The sequence below is a fragment of the Streptomyces himastatinicus ATCC 53653 genome, assembly GCF_000158915.1.
GTDB lineage: Bacteria > Actinomycetota > Actinomycetes > Streptomycetales > Streptomycetaceae > Streptomyces > Streptomyces himastatinicus.
Genome location: NZ_GG657754.1, coordinates 3,707,006 through 3,726,463, shown reverse-complemented (window position 1 = coordinate 3,726,463; position 19,458 = coordinate 3,707,006). Strand labels below are relative to the sequence as shown.

The following is a 19,458-nucleotide window of genomic DNA, read 5'->3' as shown; positions in this document are numbered from 1 at the left end:
ACACCCGCAGTCGTTTACGTTCCCGAGGTGGCAGGAGGGGGCGTCAGCCCCGGTTCGATCGTCGACCGCAGGTAGATCCGCGTCCGGTCCGGCGCCAACGTCTGCGCGTACAGCTCCACGCAGTACCGCAGCCGTTTCCCTTCGGGCGAGGTGGCGGCATCCGGGCAGAAGTTGATCTTCCGCAGCCCCTTCACCAACGTCTCCGGTTCGGGCAGCCCCAGGTGCCCGAATCCGGCCGAGGGCGCGTACCCTCCCGCCTCCGGGTGATAGTTCTTGATCATGTCTTGATCGTCCGGCACCAGCCGCGCCAGGAACGCGTCCGCCTTCGCCTCGGGCAACGCGAAGGAGAGCAGCCCCACGTCGTAGCGCGACCCGGTCCTGTACCCAGCCCGCTGCTCCGAGGCCCCCGCCGGAATCCGGATCCCCATCTGCCCGCTCATCCACTCCGGGGTGGCCCCGCCTTTCCAGCTGCCCCCCTGGTCCGATCGTTGCGACGCCTCGCCCCCCGTCCGCGCGAACGCGAACGCGGCGACGGCCACGACGACAGCGAGGAGGGCTCCTCCGACGGCAAGGGTGGTGCGGCGCACGGACTACTCCCGGTGGACTCTGGCGCGCAGGACACGCTCAGCGGTTGGCGTTCTGTTGTTCGCGTGTCGGATCGGTGCGTCCGCCTTCACGCCCCGGCTTATCGGGTCCGGGGAGCGGCCCCTCGTTCGGAGTGTCCCCGCCCAGGTCGTAGTGCTTGACCGAGCTGCTGCCCGACATGTCGAATTCCTGAGCCAGTCCCGTCTTGTGCAGCCGGGCCATCTGTCCGTCCGGGATGTCCATCGGCCCGATGTTCACGCCCTTGCCCTCGTCCCAGTTGTACCGGTCCCATGCGTTCGCCTGGTAATCGAGGCCGACCTGTGGATTTCCATGGGCGTCCGTTACGACCGTGACCACTCCGGTGATGTTCGACCGGGTGGAACCAACCGCGTAGTACCAGTTCTGGTTCGTCGCCTGGTCGAAAGAGTAGTCCACGTTCTTGGTCTCGACCGGAATGGCCACGGGCTGCCCGCCGTTCTTCTTGAACTCCTCGAGCGCCTGTGTCCGCCACGTTTCCTGGTGCTGTCTGATGCCGTCCTCGATGTGGTGTCGGAAACCCTCGTCATCGGACATCATCTTGTCCACGGGGAGATTCATGGGGTCACCACTGTTGCTCAGGTAATGCTCCATGTTGCGCGAGGCATCGGGCAGGTCCGTCCAGTCCGCTCCCTCAGTGATCAATTTCATCTTCACCCTTGTCCAGCGCTCCGCGGCACCGGGGGACTCGGCGCCGTACTGGCCCGACCCTCCATCCGGCGCAATCTGCTTGACCGAGGGACTCAGCAGCCCCGCCGCCAGCAGGCCGTCCTTCTGTTGCTTCCACAGCTCGGACCGTGCCTCAGGGCTCAAGGACTGCCACAGCCTGCGCAGTTCGGCACGCTGCTTGTCGTTCGCGTCTTCGCCCAGCGAAGCCAGCCTCGTGGCGCGCGGCAACTGCTCCTCGTCCAGCGAGGTGTACGTGGCGTGGCCCGCGTTGTAGGGGTCGCCGCCATGACTCTTCTTCAGTGCCCGGCTGACGGTCGTGTCGACCTCCGCGGCATGGGCGACCAGGCCGGTCAGCGTCTCTGCGTACCACCGGATCCGGTCCTTGGTGCGCTGGGTGGGCCCCTCCTTGGTGCACATGGCCTCCTGCACGAGCACCGTGCCGTGCTTGCCGTCCGTCACCAGCAGGCCAGGGTCCGGGGGGTTCCTTGCCGGGTCACCGCGGCGAGCCTCCTCGGTCAGCGACTTCACTCGCTTCTGAATGCCCACGAGTTCGGTGTGCGCGTCCAGGAGCACGCCGTGGATGCTCTTGGCCTCCGCGTACAGATCCAGGAACTCTTTGGCGGTGCTGCGGACGAAATCCTTCGTGACCGTTGCATTGGCCCCCTTCCAACGCGCCGCGTCCGATTTCTGTACCAAACCGTCGTAGACGTCCGACCTGAGCGTGTCCAGACTGCTGACCATGGTCTTCCAGTCGTCCACCGCGGTGCCGAGCTTCCCGAGGTTCAACGCTATGAGATCCGAGTACGTGAACGTGCCCATGAAAGGCTCCTCTCGCTACTTCACGTACTTGGAGATCTCGGAGACCGAAATGGCGGTGCCGTTCCGGTGGCGCAATGAAGCCGCGATCACCTTGTCGTCATGCGCGTGGGCCTTCTTCGAATAGTCCAGATGGTTCGAGATGTGCGCACACATCTGCAACACCGTTTTGACTTGGGTATCCCAGATCGAAAGCGTCGTCATGAGCTCATCGCCCATCGTGAGATGGTGCGCGGACAGCTCCTTGGCGGCCTGCGCCGTCGACCCCGCTCCATTCTTGTCGATCCCCGCACCAGCGATGTCGGCTTTTTTGCGGAGCTTGTCGTGCAGCAGGAACGCCTCGTGCCCGACGGCCCCCAGGTCGTCCTGATGAACGACAAGGTCTGCGTCCTCCGCCTGGCTCGGCCCCGCCCCGGCGGAATTGATCCGTGTCCCGGACGACTGCTGCGCTCTCGCCGCGGACTTCAGATCCGCCCATTCACTGTCGAACGCCATCCCGGCCCCCCGGTTGTTCAGCTCCAGTGGAACTGGAGAATAGCGCAAGGCCCCGACCGCCAAGGGCGGCCTGACGTCACGACAGGGCCTCAGTCGTCTCGTACGCAGCTGCGTGGTGGACGGCGCGCGATCAGTGGCCGGAATTCCGCTCTTTCGCCATCGACGATCCCTGCTCACCCTTTGACCAGGGGCGATACGACGGGCTGGATGGGGGAGCCGGGATGGTCGAGCCGATCTACGTACCTGTCCTGCCGACTCGACGGAATGCCTGGGACGCCTACGCGCGACTGGCCTTCGGTGTGCGACGACGCATTGCGCCGCTGTGGACGGTCGTTCCACGGGTCGAGCCGGAGCGCGTTCGAGGCGTGCCTCTCGTCCCGGATCCGGACACGGACCAGGCGGAGCTGCGCCGTTGGTTCACCCCGCGCATGGACAGCCTCATCAAAGTGATGGAAGGCCTTACCTGTTGGGTGGACATCGGCCACGTCGAGAGTCATCTCGATGCCTTGGCCGTGGGGTTGTGGCGGTTGGCGACCACCAGCCGGGTGCGGCTGGTCACCGGACCGGAACGGAACCCGGCGCAGCAGCGCTACGCCGCTGATCTCGCCTTCCTCAGCGGCCACGGCCTCGGAATACGCATGGTGCTGGACGACCCACCGGAAGCACCCCGCTCAACGGAGCTTCTCGACCTGCTTGACCGACTCTGCCTGCCGCCCTCCCGGCTCGATCTCATTCTGGACGTCGGCACGGCTACGGACGGCACTGAAGCAGGCAAGGTCGCCCTGGCCGCGCTGGACCTCCTCGGTGCCCTCGTCCCCTGGCGCACTGTGGTCCTCGCGTCAGGGGCTTTCCCCCGCGCCCTCGAAAGGCCTGACGCACAGCCCACCCGTGTGACCCACCGCCATGACTGGCAGCTCTACGAGTCGGTCCGCGCAGCCCGCCCCGAGTTCCCGGGGCGGCTGGTCTACGGTGACTACTCCGTCGAACATGTATTCAGTGCGAACGTCCCCTCCATACGGCGGCCGGGTCCGGCCTGGGGCCTGCTGCGCTACACCACACCGGACGGATTTCTCGTCGGGCGGGCGCCCACCAGGGGGAGCGGCCGTGCGGCCCGAGTCCGCGCCGTGGCCCGCTGGATCGCGGAAGCCGACTCCTTTCGCGGAAACGACGGGGTCGGCTCCAGCGACGGCGAGCGCTGGTTACACGCCTGCGCATACGGGGACGGCCCGGTCGGCTCAGGCAATGCCGAGACATGGATACGGGTCGGCCACATTCAGCACATGAACTTCGTTGCGAACCAGTTGCGGCATCCTGGACCGGACCTCGGCAAAGCCGGGGCGTAATGCAGCATGCTTGTCAATCGCAGATGTTGGGTCAGCTTTGCTGGCCGGTCTGTTGCTTGGCCGCTTTCCCCGTCATGTCGGTGGTCTGCCCCGCCGACGGGACCTCCGGGTCGACCTCGGTGCCGAAGTCGGAGAACTCGATCAGCGTGCGCACCGTCATTTTCTCCGGGACGGCGGTGGTCTTGTCCGCCTGATCCGTCGGCTTGAGGTTCATGGTGATCTGCTGGCGCCGGATGCGGCCCTGGTCGTCCAGCCAGATGTCCATCGGGACGGTGGAACCGGCCTGGCGCTTCAACGCGCCGCCGCCGGCGAGCTTGTCGATGTCCACGGAGACCCGATAGCGGGTGGTCTTCACGCCGTCGACCCTGGCCGTGCCGACCTTTTCGGTGTTCCGGTCGGTGATGCCCTTGCCGAGCGACGCGGACTGCGCGGGGTCGTTGATCTGATTGCTGCTGCCGCTGTTCTGCTCGGCGGCCGCCTTCTTCAGATCGATCTTGATCCACGGCTTGTCACCGGGTATCTGCGCGCGCTGTCGCGCGGGAAGCTTCTGGTAGACCACCTGGTCGATGACGCGCTGCTCGACCTTCTGGCCCCCGGCGCTGATGGTCATGGCGCTGTCGCCGTCCTCGAGGTCGATGACGCCCTCGCCCTCCGCGGCAGCCGTCTTGCCCGCGGCCGACGTCTCGGTACGGAGCGTCATCCGCGCCGTCTCCTCCTTGGCGGTCTTGGCGTACGCGGTACGGACCGCCGACGTACCCCCTGCCCCGCCACTCGCCGCCGACGAGGTCTTCCCGCCCTTGCCCTCGGAGTCGCCATCGCTCCCGCACGCGGTCAGCATCCCGCACGCGAGGAGCCCCGCGGCACCGATCGCGCCCGCCCGTATCCCGCTGGCTAAGTGGGTCATCTCTCCAACTCCTCTCAACGACTGGGGATACCGAGTGCCCCGGAAGCGCCGGACGAGACCGCCGAAGAGCAACCCTCGCCGGACGCGAGGCATCCGGCGAGGGAGACGGGGGCGGCGGCTCAGGTGAAGTTGACGTCGCTGCACAGGAAGTACGTCTGGTCCATGTGCGAGGCCTGCCAGATCGTGTAGACGACGTGGCGGCCGGTGTAGCCGGAGGTGCTGACATCGATCGAGTAGTTCTGGCTGGGCGCGTACTTACCTGTGGTGGTGACCAGTTGCAGGTCGCTCCACTTCAGCGGCTGGGTGGTGGGGTCGTACCCCTGCCGGGTGACGTAGACCTTGAAGTAGTCGGCGCCGTGGCTGGCCTGGTCGTACAGCTTGACGGTGAAGTTGCGGCTGATGTTGGTGGTCTTCCAGGCGCCCACGGTGTCCAGAGAGTTGTACCGGTCGCCCTCGGTGTGGCCGCCGCTGCACAGCTGCCCGTCCGGGATCACTGCTGGGAAGTTACCGGCGGAGCCGTTGCGGTAGAGGCCGTTCCAGTTCCACATGGCGTTGGGGTTGGCCTGCCAGGCCTGCCAGCACATGGGGTCTTTCTGGGCCATCTCCGGGTTCTGGAAATCGCTGGCCCAGCGCAGCCAGCAGCCGTAGTTGCGGGAGGCGGGGTCGATGACGGATCCGTGGGCGCTGGCGGTGCCGGACCAGGGGATCAGGCTGAGCAGCAGGGCGGACAGCAGTCCGAGGGCGCGAGTCGCCCAACGTAAAAAATTGCCGCGTTCATGACAAATCACTGCGCGATCTTCCTTCCATCGTCCGTGGGGGAGTGGGAGCGATGTGGGAGCGCTCCCAAACGCCAGCTTGCCCGGCGCCGCCCATGCGAAACGTTCCGTTGCCCGCGTGGACTACGCCGGAGGCGACGCCAGCGAGGCCGTCACCACCACCGGCGCCAAGCGCCCCGCCCGACGCAATCCCTCCGCGACCATCTCCAGCAGCCACACCGCGATATCCGGTGACCACTCGCGCGTACGGCAGCTCAACCGCATCACCTCACGCATCCCCTCGGTGTGCAGCACCCGGTCGAGATCGAGGTCGAGTCCCGGCAAGCCGCCCCCCGGCGCGGACGCGGAGACATCTACCGCATCCTGCGCCATCTCCCGCACCGCATCACGGACGGCCGCCGCATCACGCTCGCTCATCCCGCCCGCCTCGGGATGGCAGGAGGCGGTGACCACCACCTCGTACCGGGCATCCGGATCCGCCAGGCCGAACCACGGCGCCAACTCGGTCTGGTGAAAAGCCGTATTGCGTTCGGCCGCCTCCAGCGGCAGCAGGGCATGCAGACCGGTGAATGTCACCGTGCCCACGCGGGCCAAGGTCTCGGCAAGCACCAAAGAAATCGGCCGAACAGGAAGACCCGGACGCGGAGGGTCAGTGAGAACCCCAGCCTGCAACCAGGCCAGCTGATGAACCCTGCCATCCTGCGTCCAATCGCCGCCGACCTCCTCATGGGCCCAGGAAGTGGGCTCATGGCGAGCCGTGACCTCTCCGTCCTCATGAAGCCAACTGGTCAGGGATTGCCAGCCGTAGGAACCGGCCCGGTCGATCGCAAAGCCGAGGACATCTTCCTCAACCGTGCCTTCCTCGTCCTGCTCTACAACCCGGTCAAACCAGGGATTCCGCTGGAGAACCCCATGCAGACCAACAATCACGGTGGGCGGAATCACGGGCACTCCCCGGAAAATGCGCGGCGCTGGAAGGGTGTCCTTCCAGCGCCGCTATCAGCTCTTGATCACGTGCCACAGTACAGCGTCTGCGTATCCGTGGTCTTCTTGTTGTTGTCGTCGGGGTAACCGACGATGTCAACGTCGATGACGCTGCGGAAGGAGTGCTTCGCGATCAGGTTGGTGCACTTCCAGGCAGCCGACGCCCGCTTGGCGCTTCCGCCACCGGAATAGACGGTCTTGGAGCCCTTGTTCAGCGTCCGCCACTGCGACCCGCTCTAGACCTGGAGCCACACCGTGACCTTGGCCTTGGTCGCGGGTCCGTTCAGACGCTTCCACCACCCGTGTGCGTTGATGTTGCCCCGTACCGTGTGCGAAAAGTGCACCCGGTCGCCCTTGGTCTCGAACGCGCCGACACCGGAGCCGGACCGGGCCTCCTTCTTGCCGTAAGTGCCCCGGTCCTGCGGTGTGTTGTGGCTTTCGGCCTGCGCCGTTCCGACTGCGCCAACGGCCAGCAGTCCGGCCAATGCGGCGGAAGCCGCCCCCGTACGGATACGCACGTAAAGTTCCCCCTGAAATTCGGGCGGTGTTGCCCTGGCGCGCAACCCAAACAGGTGCTCGAACTTGGCGCAATCGTTTAATTCTCAGCCTCCGCCTACCAATCCTCCGCTTCCTTGCCACACCAATGCCCCGCCCAGGAAGAGCGCGGTCCCTGCCGCCAATGCACGAGATTCCGTTTGCGCGTTGGTGCCATCTGGCCGACCCCGGGTAGTCGGCGGGGCATGGGTGCAATTCTGTTCGGCACCTGTTCATGGACGGACCGCGCTCTGCTGTCCAGGGGCGATACGAGGCTGACCCCGGACTCCTCGACGAGGTGTGGCAGCGCTTCACCGGAGCGCTCGAGCCGCTGAAGAGCGCGGGGCGCCTCGGCACCCTGCTCTTCCAGTTCCCGCCCTGGTTCGCCCCCGGCGACACACGAGCCAAAACGTTCCTGGCCCAATGCGCGCGCCGCACCGCCGGCTGGCCGGTCGCCGTGGAATTCCGCCACCCCGGCTGGTGGTCGCACGACGAGCGGGCCGCGACCGAGGCGGCACTCTCGGACTGGGGCATGGCCGCCGTAGCCGTGGACATGACGCAGACGCTGCCCACCTCCATGCCCCCGGTCACCCCGGTCACCTCACCCCGCCTGGCGGTGGCGCGCTTCCACGGCCGCAACGGGGCCTGGGGCACCGGCACCAAGGAGGAGCGGTTCCGCCACACCTACGCGGCCGAGGAACTGGAGGAATGGGTCCCACGCCTGCGCGGGATGGCCGACCGGGCCGACGAGGTCCACGCCCTGTTCAACAACTGCTGCGCAGACGCGGCCGTCCGCGCCGCGGAGTCAATGCGGGACCTGCTCGGTGCCCGTGCGTGGCGGGGCGGGTGAAATCGATTACCATCTAAGTAAGATTCAATCTACGTAAGATCGAATCTATGTTCCATTGGATGGTGTGCTGGACGTAAGGGTGGCGATGGATTTCAAGGGCAGGGCTGTCGACCTCGGCCTGCTGACCCGCCAGCTCGGCCTGGTGGCCGAGGGCGCGGGCGCGACCCGAGGACAGGCTGTGATCGTGACGGGACGGCGTCGGGTGGGGAAGTCTCGACTCGTCCAGGAGTTCTGTGACCGGTCCGGCGTTCCGTACATGGTCTTCCAGGCGACCCGGGGTCGGAACGCAGTGGCCGAGCGAGCGGACTTCGCCTCGGCTCTTGCCCAGTCCCCGCTGCCTGGGGCGGAGCTGGTGGCCGGGCTGCACGCCACGGACTGGAATCAGGCGCTGCGGTCCCTGGCCGTCGCCGTTCCGGACGATGCCCCGAGCATCGCGGTGATCGACGAAGTGCCGTGGCTGGTGGAGCAGGACCAGGAATTCGAAGGGGCGTTGCAGACGGTCTGGGACCGCTACCTGTCCGCCAAGCCGGTCCTGTTGATCCTGGTGGGCAGCGACATGTCGGTGATGGAGGCGCTGCAGTCCCATGGCCGTCCGTTCTTCGGGCGCGCCACGAAGATGACCGTACGGCCACTGCACCTGGCCGATGTGCAGGCGATGACGGGGCTGGACGCGGCGGACGCGGTGGACGCGCTACTGATCACCGGGGGCTTCCCGGAGATCGTCCAGTCGTGGCGGCCCGGGATGGGCCGTACGGACTTCCTGCGCGAGGCTGTCGCGCATCCGCTGTCGCCGCTGCTGGTGGCGGGTGAGCTGTCGCTGCTGGGGGAGTTCCCCGAAGCCTCGCACTCCCGGGCGGTCCTGGAGGCCGTCGGCAGCGGTGAGCGGACCTTCTCCACCATCGCCGCGCAGGCCGGAGGCGCCGGCGCGCTGCCCTCCGGAACGCTGTCCCCGCTGTTGAATACCTTGCAGGCCAAGCGCATCCTCGCCACCGATCTGCCGCTGTCCACCAAGGCCGACACCAAGAACAAGCGCTACCGGATCGCCGATCCCTACCTCCGGTTCTGGCTCGCCTTCCTTCAGCGGGGAATCCCGCTCATCGAGCGTGGCCGCGGGGATCTCGCTCTGGAGCGCATCGAGCGGTCCTGGACCACCTGGCGGGGGCGTGCGGTGGAGCCGGTCGTCCGGGAGTCGCTGCTGCGCCTGCTCCCCGATGACACGTGGCCCCGAACGGAGGCGGTCGGCGGCTGGTGGAACCGGCAGAACAACCCCGAGATCGACCTGATCGGCGCCGACCGCGAACCCGTCGCGGGCGCTGTGCAGTTCATCGGCTCGATCAAGTGGCTGGAGTCCCAGCCGTTCGGCCGACGCGAATACGACGCCCTGGTCCGGGACATGCTCGCGGTGCCCGGCGCCGACGCGGACACCCCGCTCGTGGCCGTCTCCCGCTGTGGCGTCGAGGATGGTCTGCCGCTCGCGGCGCATTGGGGCCCGGACGACCTCGTCCGCGCTTGGCAGTAGCCGCTCCGCCGCGTCGGTTGCGTGCCTGCGGACACAAAAATGCCCCGCACTCAGCATCACAGCTGATGGCGGGGCTTTGCGGCACTTACACAGAAGTGCCCCCGGCAGGATTCGAACCTGCGCACACGGCTCCGGAGGCCGTTGCTCTATCCCCTGAGCTACGGGGGCTTGCCTGTCGCTGTTGCTTGCGGCGACGGGTAGAACACTACCAGCTCGCTGAGGGTGGTCATGAACGCTTTTGGGGAGAGGTGGCGGGCGGGAGCGGAGGGGGGTATACCGCATGTGGAGGGGCGGGCGCAGGGGAGTGGGGGGAAGATCCCTCGCACGGGGTGGAAGTGGGCAAAACGCGGACGCGGGGGCGGGGGCGCGCCTACTCTTCAGGGTGTGCCTGGCTTGTCCGGCCGGGTCCTTGTCGTCGACGACAACAAGGTCATCCGGCAGCTGATCAGGGTCAACCTCGAGCTGGAGGGCTTCGAGGTCGTGACCGCGGCCGATGGTGCCGAGTGCCTGGAGATCGTTCACCAGGTGGCACCCGATGTGATCACTCTCGATGTCGTGATGCCCAGACTGGATGGGCTACAGACGGCGTCCAGGTTGCGTGCTGACGCGCGGACCCGGCAGTTGCCGGTCGCGATGATCAGTGCGTGTACGCAGGTGGAGGTGGACCGGGGGCGGGCGCTGGGGGTGGATGCCTTTCTGGCGAAACCCTTCGAGCCCGCCGAGCTGGTGAAGCTCGTGGGGCGGCTGATGAGTCAAGGGGCCGCTGGGGCGGCGGCGCCCGGTGATGCTGAGCCGGCTGTGGGGCCCACCGGCTAGCCGAGGTTTTGGGTTGGCCGGTGGGCGCCGGTTTGGAGGGTGGGGCGCACGTGCGGTCCGAGGGGCGAAACCGGTTCGCGGAGGCACCCCCCTCCTCCCATACGCTGGTGCCGTGACACCCGCCCAGCTCTCCCGCACTGTGCTGCACACCGTGCGTCGCGCCGTCGAGGCCGACGAGCTGTGCGTCGACGTGCCGGAGCGGGTGAAGGTGCAGACCCCGCCGCGGCCCGGGTGCGGGGATTATGCGACCAATGTGGCGTTGCAGCTGGCCCGGGGGCGGGGTGAGGGCGCTGCCGCGCGGATCGCTGAGGTGTTGCGGCGGCGGCTCGTCGGGACGCCCGGGATCGTGGCTGTGGATATTGCCGGGCCTGGGTTCCTCAACATCACCCTTGATGCGCGCTCGCATGAGCAGCTGCTCGGGGTCGTGCTTGAGCAGGGGGATGGGTATGGGCTCGGCGACGGGCTTGCGGGGGTGTGCTTGCGCTTCGCGCCCGCCGATGAGGTGCGGGCCGCGCTGGTGCTGCATGTCGTGAAGGGACTTGTTGAGGGGTGTGGGGGGTCGGTTGATGTAGGCCCCGGCGGTGAGGTCATTTCTGTGCGGGGCGCCGGGGTCGGGGCTCGTGAGCTGCTTACCCGGCTGGGGTCCGATGCTGCTCGGTGGGGGCTGTTGCGGGCTGCCGCGCATGATCTGCCCGATCTGGATCCGGCGCACCTGCTGGCCCAGCGGGAGGGGAATCCGCTCTTCAGGGTGCGGTATGCGCATGCCTTGGCGAAGAGGTCCGTCGGCGATGCAGAGGCAGAGGGGGCCGACGACTCGGCGCTGCTCGGGTTGCTGGGGGACTTTCCTCGTACCGTCGAATCCGCCGCTCGGCACCGTGCGCCCGATCGGGTCGCTCGTCACCTTGTTGCCACCGCTGATGCCTTCCTTCCTGGTACGCGGCGAAAACGGCTGGCCGAGGCCACCCGCGTCGTGCTCGCCAATGGCCTCCGACTGCTTGGCATCAGCGCCCCGAACCGCATTTGATCAATGAGAGAGACAGCATGAGCCGTTCCGCCCACCCCGCCGGGCCCCGTCACGCCGATGTTCTGCCCGAGGGGCACTACGCCGCGCCGCCCGCCGATCTCAATCAGCTCGATGCTCGGGTCTGGTCCCGCACGGTGTCGAGAAACGCCGATGGTGTTGTCACCGTCGGCGGGATCGATGTCGCTTCGCTCGCCGAGCGGTTCGGGACCCCCGCCTACTTCCTCGACGAGGACGACTTCCGCGCCCGCTGCCGGGCCTGGCGGGAGGCGTTCGGGGAGGACGCGGACGTGTTCTACGCCGGGAAGGCGTTCCTGTCCCGCGCCGTCGTGCGCTGGCTCCACGAGGAGGGGCTGAACCTCGACGTCTGCTCCGAGGGGGAGCTGGTCACCGCGCTCGCCGCCGGGATTCCCGCCGAGCGGATCGCGTTGCATGGAAACAACAAGAGTGCGAAGGAGATCCACAGGGCTGTGGAAGCGGGTGTCGGGCGCATCGTGCTCGACTCCTTTCAGGAGATCGTGCGCGTCGCCCACATCGCGCAGGGTCTCGGCAAGCGGCAGAAGGTCCAGATCCGGGTCACGGTCGGCGTCGAGGCGCATACGCACGAGTTCATCGCGACCGCCCACGAGGACCAGAAGTTCGGCATTCCGCTCGCGGGCGGGCAGGCGGCCGAGGCGGTGCGGCGGGCGCTGAAGCTCGACGGGCTCGAGCTGATCGGCGTGCACTCGCACATCGGGTCGCAGATCTTCGACACCTCCGGCTTCGAGGTGGCCGCCCACCGCGTCGTGGGGCTGCTCAAGGAGGTCCGGGACGAGCACGGGGTCGAGCTGCCCGAGATCGACCTCGGCGGCGGTCTCGGCATCGCGTACACGCCGGACGACGACCCGAGCGAGCCGCACGACATCGCGAAGGCGCTGCGGGAGATCGTGACCCGGGAGTGTGCGGGCGCGGGGCTCTCGGTGCCGCGGCTGTCCGTGGAGCCGGGGCGGGCGATCGTCGGGCCGACGGCATTCACCCTGTACGAGGTGGGTACGGTCAAGGAACTGCCGGGCCTGCGGACGTACGTCAGTGTCGATGGGGGCATGTCCGACAACATCCGTACGGCGCTCTACGATGCGGAGTACTCGGTGGCGTTGGTCTCCCGTTCGTCCACGGCCGAGCCGATGGTGTCCCGGGTGGTCGGCAAGCACTGCGAGTCGGGCGACATCGTCGTACGGGACGCCTTCCTGCCCGCCGACCTGGCGCCCGGCGACCTGCTCGCCGTCCCGGCCACCGGCGCGTACTGCCGCTCGATGGCCAGCAACTACAACCATGCGCTGCGTCCGCCGGTCGTCGCCGTGCGGGGCGGTGAGGCGCGGGAAATCGTCCGCCGGGAGACGGAGGAGGACCTGCTGCGGCTGGATGTCGGTTAGAGAGGTCGGTTAGAGGGATCGGTCGGCGGGGTCGTCGGCAAGATCGGTTGCCTGGATCGGTCAGCGAGAAAGAAATCTCGGATACTGGACCCGGGGGCAGGAAACCCCGTCCAGTGCAAGAGACTGGTGCACCACCTAGATGGATGAGAAGCGAGGTCGGATGATGCGTACGCGTCCGCTGAAAGTGGCGCTGCTGGGCTGTGGAGTCGTCGGCTCAGAGGTGACGCGCATCATGACGACGCACGCGGACGACCTCGCGGCACGCATCGGCGCCCCGGTCGAGCTGGCCGGGATCGCGGTGCGGCGCCCGGGGCGGGTCCGCGAGGGCGTACCGGCCGAGCTGGTGACCACCGACGCCACCGCGCTGGTCAAGCGCGGGGACATCGACGTGGTGGTCGAGGTCATCGGCGGGATCGAGCCCGCCCGCACGCTGATCACCACCGCCTTCGAGCATGGCGCGAGCGTGGTGTCGGCCAACAAGGCGCTGGTCGCCAAGGACGGCGCGGCGCTGCACGCCGCCGCCCAGGAGCGCGGGGCGGACCTGTACTACGAGGCGGCGGTCGCGGGCGCGATTCCGCTGGTGCGGCCGCTGCGCGAATCGCTCGCGGGCGACAACATCAACCGCGTACTCGGCATCGTCAACGGCACGACGAACTTCATCCTCGACCGGATGGACACCAGCGGAGCCGGGTATTCCGAGGCGCTGGACGAGGCCACCGCGCTCGGGTACGCCGAGGCCGACCCGACCGCCGACGTCGAGGGCTTCGACGCCGCCGCCAAGGCCGCGATCCTGGCCGGGATCGCCTTCCACACCCGGGTCACCCTCGACGATGTGCACCGCGAGGGCATCACCGAGGTGACCGGGGCCGACATCGCCTCCGCCAAGCGCATGGGGTGCACCGTCAAGCTGCTCGCGATCTGCGAGCGGGCCGCCGACGGCCGGTCGGTGACCGCGCGGGTGCATCCGGCGATGATTCCGCTGACCCATCCGCTGGCGTCGGTCCGCGAGGCGTACAACGCGGTCTTCGTGGAGGCCGACGCCGCCGGTCAGCTGATGTTCTACGGACCGGGCGCGGGCGGTTCGCCGACCGCCTCCGCCGTCCTCGGGGACCTGGTCGCGGCGTGCCGCAACAAGCTGTCGGGCACCGCAGGGCCGGGCGAGTCCGCGTACAGCCGACTGCCGGTGAGCCCCATGGGCCAGGTGGTCACGCGCTACCACATCAGCCTCGACGTCGCCGACAAACCGGGTGTTCTCGCTCAGGTGGCGACAGTCTTCGCCGAGCACGGCGTGTCGATCGATACGGTCCGGCAGCAGGGGAAGGACGGCGAGGCGTCCCTCGTCGTCGTGACCCATCGCGCGAGCGACGCCGCCCTCTCGGCGACCGTCGAGACACTGCGCCAACTCGACACCGTCCGTGATGTCGCGAGCATCATGCGGGTCGAGGGCGAGTAGCAGGTAAGACACCCCCTAGAGGCGGAGCAGAGGCCGAGTAGAGGGCGAGTGGAGAAAAAGGGAAATCATGAACGCAATTGCTGACGCCGGGACTCGAATGTCCGGCACCCGCCAGTGGCACGGATGGCGGGGCATCATCGAGGAGTACCGCGACCGCCTCCCGGTCGGCGAGACGAGCCCCGTCGTCACCCTCCGCGAGGGCGGGACGCCCCTCGTGCCCGCGCAGGTGCTCTCCGAGCGCACCGGCTGCGAGGTCCACCTCAAGGTCGAGGGCGCCAACCCCACCGGGTCCTTCAAGGACCGCGGCATGACGATGGCCATCAGCGCGGCCAAGGAGGCCGGGGCGAAGGCCGTCATCTGCGCCTCCACCGGAAACACCTCGGCGTCGGCGGCGGCGTACGCCGTGCGCGCCGGGATGGTCTGCGCGGTGCTGGTGCCGCAGGGCAAGATCGCGCTGGGCAAGATGGGCCAGGCGCTGGTGCACGGCGCGAAGATCCTCCAGGTCGACGGCAACTTCGACGACTGCCTGACGCTCGCGCGCGGCCTGTCCGAGAAGTACCCGGTGGCGCTGGTCAATTCGGTCAACCCGGCCCGTATCGAAGGGCAGAAGACCGCGGCCTTCGAGATCGTCGACATGCTCGGCGACGCGCCCGACATCCACGTCCTGCCGGTCGGGAACGCGGGCAACATCACCGCCTACTGGAAGGGCTACCAGGAGTACGCGGCCGAGGACGGCCCGGCCTCCCGCGCCCCCCGGATGTGGGGCTTCCAGGCGTCGGGCTCGGCTCCCTTCGTGCGCGGCGAGCCGGTCAAGGAGCCTGCCACCATCGCCACCGCGATCCGGATCGGCAACCCGGCCTCCTGGACGCAGGCCGAGCGGGCGCGGGACGAGTCGGGCGGCTTCATCGACGAGGTGACCGACCGTCAGATCCTCGCCGCCTACCGGATGCTCGCCTCCCAGGAGGGCGTCTTCGTCGAGCCGGCCTCCGCGGCGAGCGTGGCCGGGCTGCTGAAGGCGGCCGAGCAGGGCAAGGTCGACCCGGGCCAGCGCATCGTGTGCACGGTGACGGGCAACGGCCTGAAGGACCCCGACTGGGCGGTCGCGGGCGCTCCGCAGCCGGTCATCGTGCCGGTGGACGCCGACGCGGCGGCCGTACGGCTCGGACTGGCGTAAACGCGGGAGAACGCGCGAGGCGGGTCGGGGCGCTGTCGTCGAGCCCCCGGCCCGGCCCGTGGACACCCACGCCGGACACACGCCGGACAACCTCCGGGCCCACGCCGGAGGGCCTCAGGGCCCGCCCCAGGGGGCGTGCGCCCGCTTCCCGCCGCCTCCGCCCACCGGGCGTTCTCTAGATCCACTCGAGTGGTGGACGAGATGCGCAGGAACGATGAGGGCATGTGGAACCCTCCAGTAGAGTGGACCTGGTCGACGACAGGGAGTGCGACACGCATCGTGCGCCTCCCGTGCGCCCTATGTCGCCACAGAACCTTCCTTCGATAGGCTGTACTGAATCCGCCCCGACGCAGAGCCTTCACCTCTGCGCGGCGTCGCCGTCCTGTCACGGCCCCCGCGGTGTTCCGTACCTCTTCGAGCAATCTCACGTCACACAAGGAGAGTCATCGAGCGATGGCCGGTCCAGCGTTCCGCGCCGCCGCCGTCCGAGTGCGCGTCCCTGCCTCGAGCGCCAATCTCGGTCCCGGCTATGACGCCTTCGGTCTCGCCCTGGGGCTCTACGACGACGTGGTGGTCCGGGTCGCCGACTCCGGTCTGCACGTCGACATCGCGGGCGAGGGCGCCGAGAGCCTGCCGCGCGACGAGAGCCATCTGCTCGTACGGTCCCTCCGTACCGCCTTCGACCTGCTGGGCGGGCAGCCGCGCGGCCTCGAGGTGGTCTGCGCCAACCGCATTCCGCACGGCCGCGGCCTCGGCTCCTCCTCCGCCGCCATCTGCGCCGGGATCACCGCCGCGCGCGCCGTGACGATAGGCGGCGGCGAAAAACTCGACGACGAGGCGCTGGTGGAGCTGGCCACCGAGATCGAGGGCCACCCCGACAACGTCGCCGCCTGTCTGCTCGGCGGCTTCACCCTCGCCTGGACGGACGCGGGAGCCGCCCGGGCGATCAGAATGGACCCTGCCGATTCCATCGTTCCGGTGGTCTTCGTGCCCGGGAAGCCGGTGCTCACGGAGACCGCCCGCGGACTGCTGCCGCGCACCGTCCCGCATGTGGACGCGGCCGTCAACGCGGGGCGTGCGGCCCTGCTCGTGGAGGCCCTGACCAGGCGTCCCGAGCTGCTGCTCGCGGCGACGGAGGACCGGCTCCACCAGGAATACCGCGCTCCGGCGATGCCCGAGAGCGTGAGCCTGGTGCACCGACTGCGTGCGGACGGCGTCCCCGCGGTCGTCTCCGGCGCGGGCCCCACGGTGCTCGCGCTGGTCGAGGACGGTGCGGCCGACAAGGTCGCACGGCTGGCGGGCGAGGGGTGGGCGGCCAATCGGCTGGCTCTCGACGCCGGGGGGGCGAGCGTCCTGCCGCTCAGCTGACCCAGCCGCCCGGGGCGTCCCCCGGGCCCCGCACAACTCGATTGCCGGTTGGAGAGGGGGAATGTTTGTTGGATCCGGTAGTGTTAACCTCAAGTCTGCACTTGAAGCCTCTTGGATGTACTCGGAGGCGCAGTGCGAAGTGTCCCCATCCGGGACCACCCTTCTTCCGGGAGCCTCCCACACTGCCTGAGCAGCCTGCCTGAGCAGTGTCGTGCACGCACCGGAATCGGCGTGGCGGATCCAAGCGAACCATTCTGCCGCGTCGGAACCATGAATGTTCTCTCCGCCGTACCGGCGGACCACCGCCCCGGCCCGGTCCGTAACGGAAGGACCACAGCCGGACAGCACAACCGGTCGCCGAGCCAGACAGGCCGACGCCCGCTCCAGGGAAGGACCCTTCGTGAGCGACACCACCGATCTGATGGGCGTGAACGCCTCCGGCACCTCCGACAGCGGTGTCGGCAATGCCGCCGCGCCCGCTACGGACGCTTCCGCGCCTGCCACCGGTGCTGCCACTGGCACTGCCCCGCGGCGACGCCGCTCGGGCACCGGCCTTGACGCCATGGTCTTGGCAGAGCTCCAGCAGCTCGCCTCGAGCCTGGGCATCAAGGGCACCGCGCGGATGCGCAAGAGCCAGCTGATCGAGGTCATCAAGGAGAAGCAGGCCGCATCCGGCGGCGGAGCCCAGGGCTCCGAGGCCGCCCCGTCCGCCGCCGAGGGGGTGACCAAGCCGAAGCGCCGTACGACCTCCAAGGCCCGTACGGGCGAGGACGGCGCGGACGCCGGCAACCAGAACAAGGCCGGGAAGGCCGACAAGGCCGACCAGGACGCGGATGCCGAGAAGTCCGGCAAGGCCGCCAAGGGCGGCAAGGCGGACAAGGCCACCGCTCAGCAGCAGATCGACATCCCGGGTCAGTCCGGGGAGCCGGCCGCCGACGAGCAGCCGGCCGGTGAGCGCCGTCGCCGCCGGGCGACCGCGCCCGCCACCGCCACCGCCGAGTCCGGCGGCACGGCCACCGCGGTCGAGACCCGCACGGAGGCCCGTGCCGAGACCAAGGGCGATGCCAAGGGCGAGGCCGCGGCGGACACCGCCGAGGGCAAGGGCGCCAAGGGCGGCGACCGTCAGGACCGTCAGGAGCGCGGCCAGAAGGGCGACCGTCGCGAGCGCGGCGGCGGCCAGCGCGACCGGGGCCGCGGCGGCAAGGGCGACGACGGCCAGCAGGGCGGCGGCGGCCGTCAGCAGCGCGGCGACGGGCGCGGCCAGGGCCAGCAGCGCGCCGACGACGGGGACGACGACTTCGAGGGCGGGCGCCGCGGGCGCCGCGGCCGTTACCGCGACCGCCGTGGCCGTCGTGGCCGCGACGACTTCGGCAACGAGCCGCAGGTCTCCGAGGACGACGTCCTGATCCCGGTCGCGGGCATCCTCGACATCCTCGACAACTACGCGTTCATCCGGACTTCCGGCTACCTGCCGGGCCCGAACGACGTCTACGTCTCGCTCGCCCAGGTCCGCAAGAACGGTCTGCGCAAGGGCGATCACGTCACCGGTGCGGTCCGTCAGCCGCGCGAGGGCGAGCGCCGCGAGAAGTTCAACGCGCTGGTGCGGCTCGACTCGGTCAACGGCATGGCGCCCGAAACCGGCCGTGGACGGCCCGAGTTCGGGAAGCTGACGCCGCTTTACCCGCAGGACCGGCTGCGTCTGGAGAGTGAGGCCGGCGGCCTGACGACCCGGATCATCGATCTGGTCGCGCCGATCGGCAAGGGCCAGCGCGGTCTGATCGTGGCCCCGCCGAAGACCGGTAAGACCATGATCATGCAGGCGATCGCCAACGCGATCACCCGCAACAGCCCCGAGTGCCATCTGATGGTCGTCCTCGTCGACGAGCGTCCTGAAGAGGTCACCGACATGCAGCGCTCGGTCAAGGGCGAGGTCATCTCCTCGACCTTCGACCGTCCCGCCGAGGACCACACCACCGTCGCCGAGCTGGCGATCGAGCGGGCCAAGCGGCTGGTGGAGCTGGGCCACGACGTGGTCGTGCTGCTGGACTCGATCACGCGTCTGGGCCGTGCGTACAACCTGGCGGCGCCCGCCTCCGGCCGCATCCTGTCCGGTGGTGTCGACTCGACCGCGCTCTACCCGCCGAAGAAGTTCTTCGGTGCCGCGCGGAACATCGAGGACGGCGGCTCGCTGACCATCCTGGCCACCGCGCTGGTCGAGACCGGCTCGCGGATGGACGAGGTGATCTTCGAGGAGTTCAAGGGCACCGGCAACATGGAGCTCAAGCTCGACCGGAAGCTCGCCGACAAGCGCATCTTCCCGGCGGTCGACGTCGACCCGTCGTCCACCCGTAAGGAAGAGATCCTGCTGGCGCCGGACGAGCTGAACATCGTCTGGAAGCTGCGCCGGGTGCTGCACGCGCTCGACTCGCAGCAGGCGATCGAGCTGCTGCTCGACAAGATGAAGCAGACGAAGTCGAACGCCGAGTTCCTGATGCAGATCGCCAAGACCACGCCCAGCCCGGGCAACAACGGCGACTGACCGTACAAGGCTCGGCCACGCTCGGTCATCCGAGGCCTCCCCGCACCGCGGGGAGGCCTCGGTTTTTGTGAGAGGTGAACCACACCAAAAGGGACAGTCACGGAACGGTCTCGATGCCCTTATCACCTGCGAAAGCGCAGGTGAGAGCGGTAAGGCGGACGAAG

General features: G+C 68.7%; 16 protein-coding genes, 1 tRNA gene and 1 pseudogene. 10 read left to right on the top strand and 8 right to left on the bottom strand.

The features are described from left to right. Positions 1–14 precede the first annotated feature (14 nt). Genes SSOG_RS15030 through SSOG_RS15020 form a run of 3 tightly spaced genes read right to left on the bottom strand, consistent with a single transcriptional unit; the run spans position 15 to position 2,601 of the window. The gene (locus tag SSOG_RS15030) at positions 15–587 is read right to left on the bottom strand and encodes a hypothetical protein (RefSeq protein WP_009715077.1); all 573 of its coding nucleotides are present in this window, start codon (positions 585–587) and stop codon (positions 15–17) included. A 37-nt stretch (positions 588–624) separates the two neighbouring features. Then, the gene (locus tag SSOG_RS15025; protein ID WP_009715076.1) at positions 625–2,109 is read right to left on the bottom strand and encodes a hypothetical protein; all 1,485 of its coding nucleotides are present in this window, start codon (positions 2,107–2,109) and stop codon (positions 625–627) included. A gap of 15 nt (positions 2,110–2,124) precedes the next feature. Beyond that, positions 2,125–2,601, bottom strand: coding sequence for a hypothetical protein (locus SSOG_RS15020; RefSeq protein WP_009715075.1), 477 nt, complete (start codon positions 2,599–2,601; stop codon positions 2,125–2,127). A 221-nt stretch (positions 2,602–2,822) separates the two neighbouring features. Here SSOG_RS15020 and SSOG_RS15015 point away from each other — a divergent pair, with 221 nt between their 5' ends. Next, positions 2,823–3,944 carry a beta family protein gene (locus SSOG_RS15015; protein WP_009715074.1) on the top strand — a complete coding sequence of 374 codons (1,122 nt, stop codon included), beginning with the start codon at positions 2,823–2,825 and terminating at the stop codon, positions 3,942–3,944. 31 nt (positions 3,945–3,975) lie between these two features. On the opposite strand, the gene SSOG_RS15010 is transcribed toward SSOG_RS15015, so the two are convergent. From SSOG_RS15010 to SSOG_RS46775, 4 genes are all read right to left on the bottom strand, one after another. Continuing rightward, positions 3,976–4,848, bottom strand: coding sequence for an SCO4651 family lipoprotein (locus SSOG_RS15010; protein ID WP_039937622.1), 873 nt, complete (start codon positions 4,846–4,848; stop codon positions 3,976–3,978). A gap of 119 nt (positions 4,849–4,967) precedes the next feature. Beyond that, positions 4,968–5,636, bottom strand: a complete 669-nt coding sequence (locus SSOG_RS15005) for a lytic polysaccharide monooxygenase auxiliary activity family 9 protein (RefSeq protein ID WP_009715072.1) — start codon at positions 5,634–5,636, stop codon at positions 4,968–4,970. A 111-nt stretch (positions 5,637–5,747) separates the two neighbouring features. After that, positions 5,748–6,569: a hypothetical protein gene (locus SSOG_RS15000; RefSeq protein WP_154685938.1), complete on the bottom strand. Its 822-nt coding sequence runs from the start codon at positions 6,567–6,569 to the stop codon at positions 5,748–5,750. 275 nt (positions 6,570–6,844) lie between these two features. Continuing rightward, positions 6,845–7,126, bottom strand: coding sequence for a hypothetical protein (locus SSOG_RS46775; RefSeq protein WP_154685937.1), 282 nt, complete (start codon positions 7,124–7,126; stop codon positions 6,845–6,847). A gap of 293 nt (positions 7,127–7,419) precedes the next feature. On the opposite strand from SSOG_RS46775, the pseudogene SSOG_RS14990 reads away from it, so the two are divergent. Further along, a pseudogene (locus tag SSOG_RS14990) lies at positions 7,420–7,992 on the top strand (DUF72 domain-containing protein); the annotation flags it as partial. Positions 7,993–8,077: 85 nt separating this feature from the next. Then, positions 8,078–9,511, top strand: a complete 1,434-nt coding sequence (locus SSOG_RS14985; protein WP_039941106.1) for an ATP-binding protein — start codon at positions 8,078–8,080, stop codon at positions 9,509–9,511. 96 nt (positions 9,512–9,607) lie between these two features. Here SSOG_RS14985 and SSOG_RS14980 read toward each other — a convergent pair. Further along, a tRNA-Arg gene (locus tag SSOG_RS14980) sits at positions 9,608–9,679 on the bottom strand. Between the two features lie 225 nt (positions 9,680–9,904). Between SSOG_RS14980 and SSOG_RS14975 the strand changes: the two genes are divergently transcribed. The 7 genes from SSOG_RS14975 to rho all read left to right on the top strand — a co-directional run bounded on the left by SSOG_RS14975 (position 9,905) and on the right by rho (position 19,294). Continuing rightward, a complete protein-coding gene (locus SSOG_RS14975; protein ID WP_039941104.1) occupies positions 9,905–10,327 on the top strand; it encodes a response regulator in 423 nt (140 codons plus the stop codon). 112 nt (positions 10,328–10,439) lie between these two features. After that, entirely contained in the window at positions 10,440–11,351 is a 912-nt protein-coding gene (locus tag SSOG_RS14970; RefSeq protein ID WP_039937620.1) for an ArgS family protein, read from the top strand. A 17-nt stretch (positions 11,352–11,368) separates the two neighbouring features. Continuing rightward, complete coding sequence (gene lysA, locus SSOG_RS14965; protein WP_009715065.1) at positions 11,369–12,760, top strand: diaminopimelate decarboxylase; 1,392 nt, start codon at positions 11,369–11,371, stop codon at positions 12,758–12,760. Between the two features lie 160 nt (positions 12,761–12,920). Next, positions 12,921–14,213, top strand: coding sequence for a homoserine dehydrogenase (locus SSOG_RS14960; protein WP_009715064.1), 1,293 nt, complete (start codon positions 12,921–12,923; stop codon positions 14,211–14,213). A gap of 97 nt (positions 14,214–14,310) precedes the next feature. Next, on the top strand, positions 14,311–15,387 hold the full coding sequence (gene thrC, locus SSOG_RS14955; RefSeq protein WP_009715063.1) for a threonine synthase: 1,077 nt from the start codon (positions 14,311–14,313) through the stop codon (positions 15,385–15,387). A gap of 453 nt (positions 15,388–15,840) precedes the next feature. After that, positions 15,841–16,755, top strand: a complete 915-nt coding sequence (thrB, locus tag SSOG_RS14950) for a homoserine kinase (RefSeq protein ID WP_009715062.1) — start codon at positions 15,841–15,843, stop codon at positions 16,753–16,755. Positions 16,756–17,155: 400 nt separating this feature from the next. Continuing rightward, complete coding sequence (gene rho, locus SSOG_RS14945; RefSeq protein ID WP_039937618.1) at positions 17,156–19,294, top strand: transcription termination factor Rho; 2,139 nt, start codon at positions 17,156–17,158, stop codon at positions 19,292–19,294. Positions 19,295–19,458 lie beyond the last annotated feature (164 nt).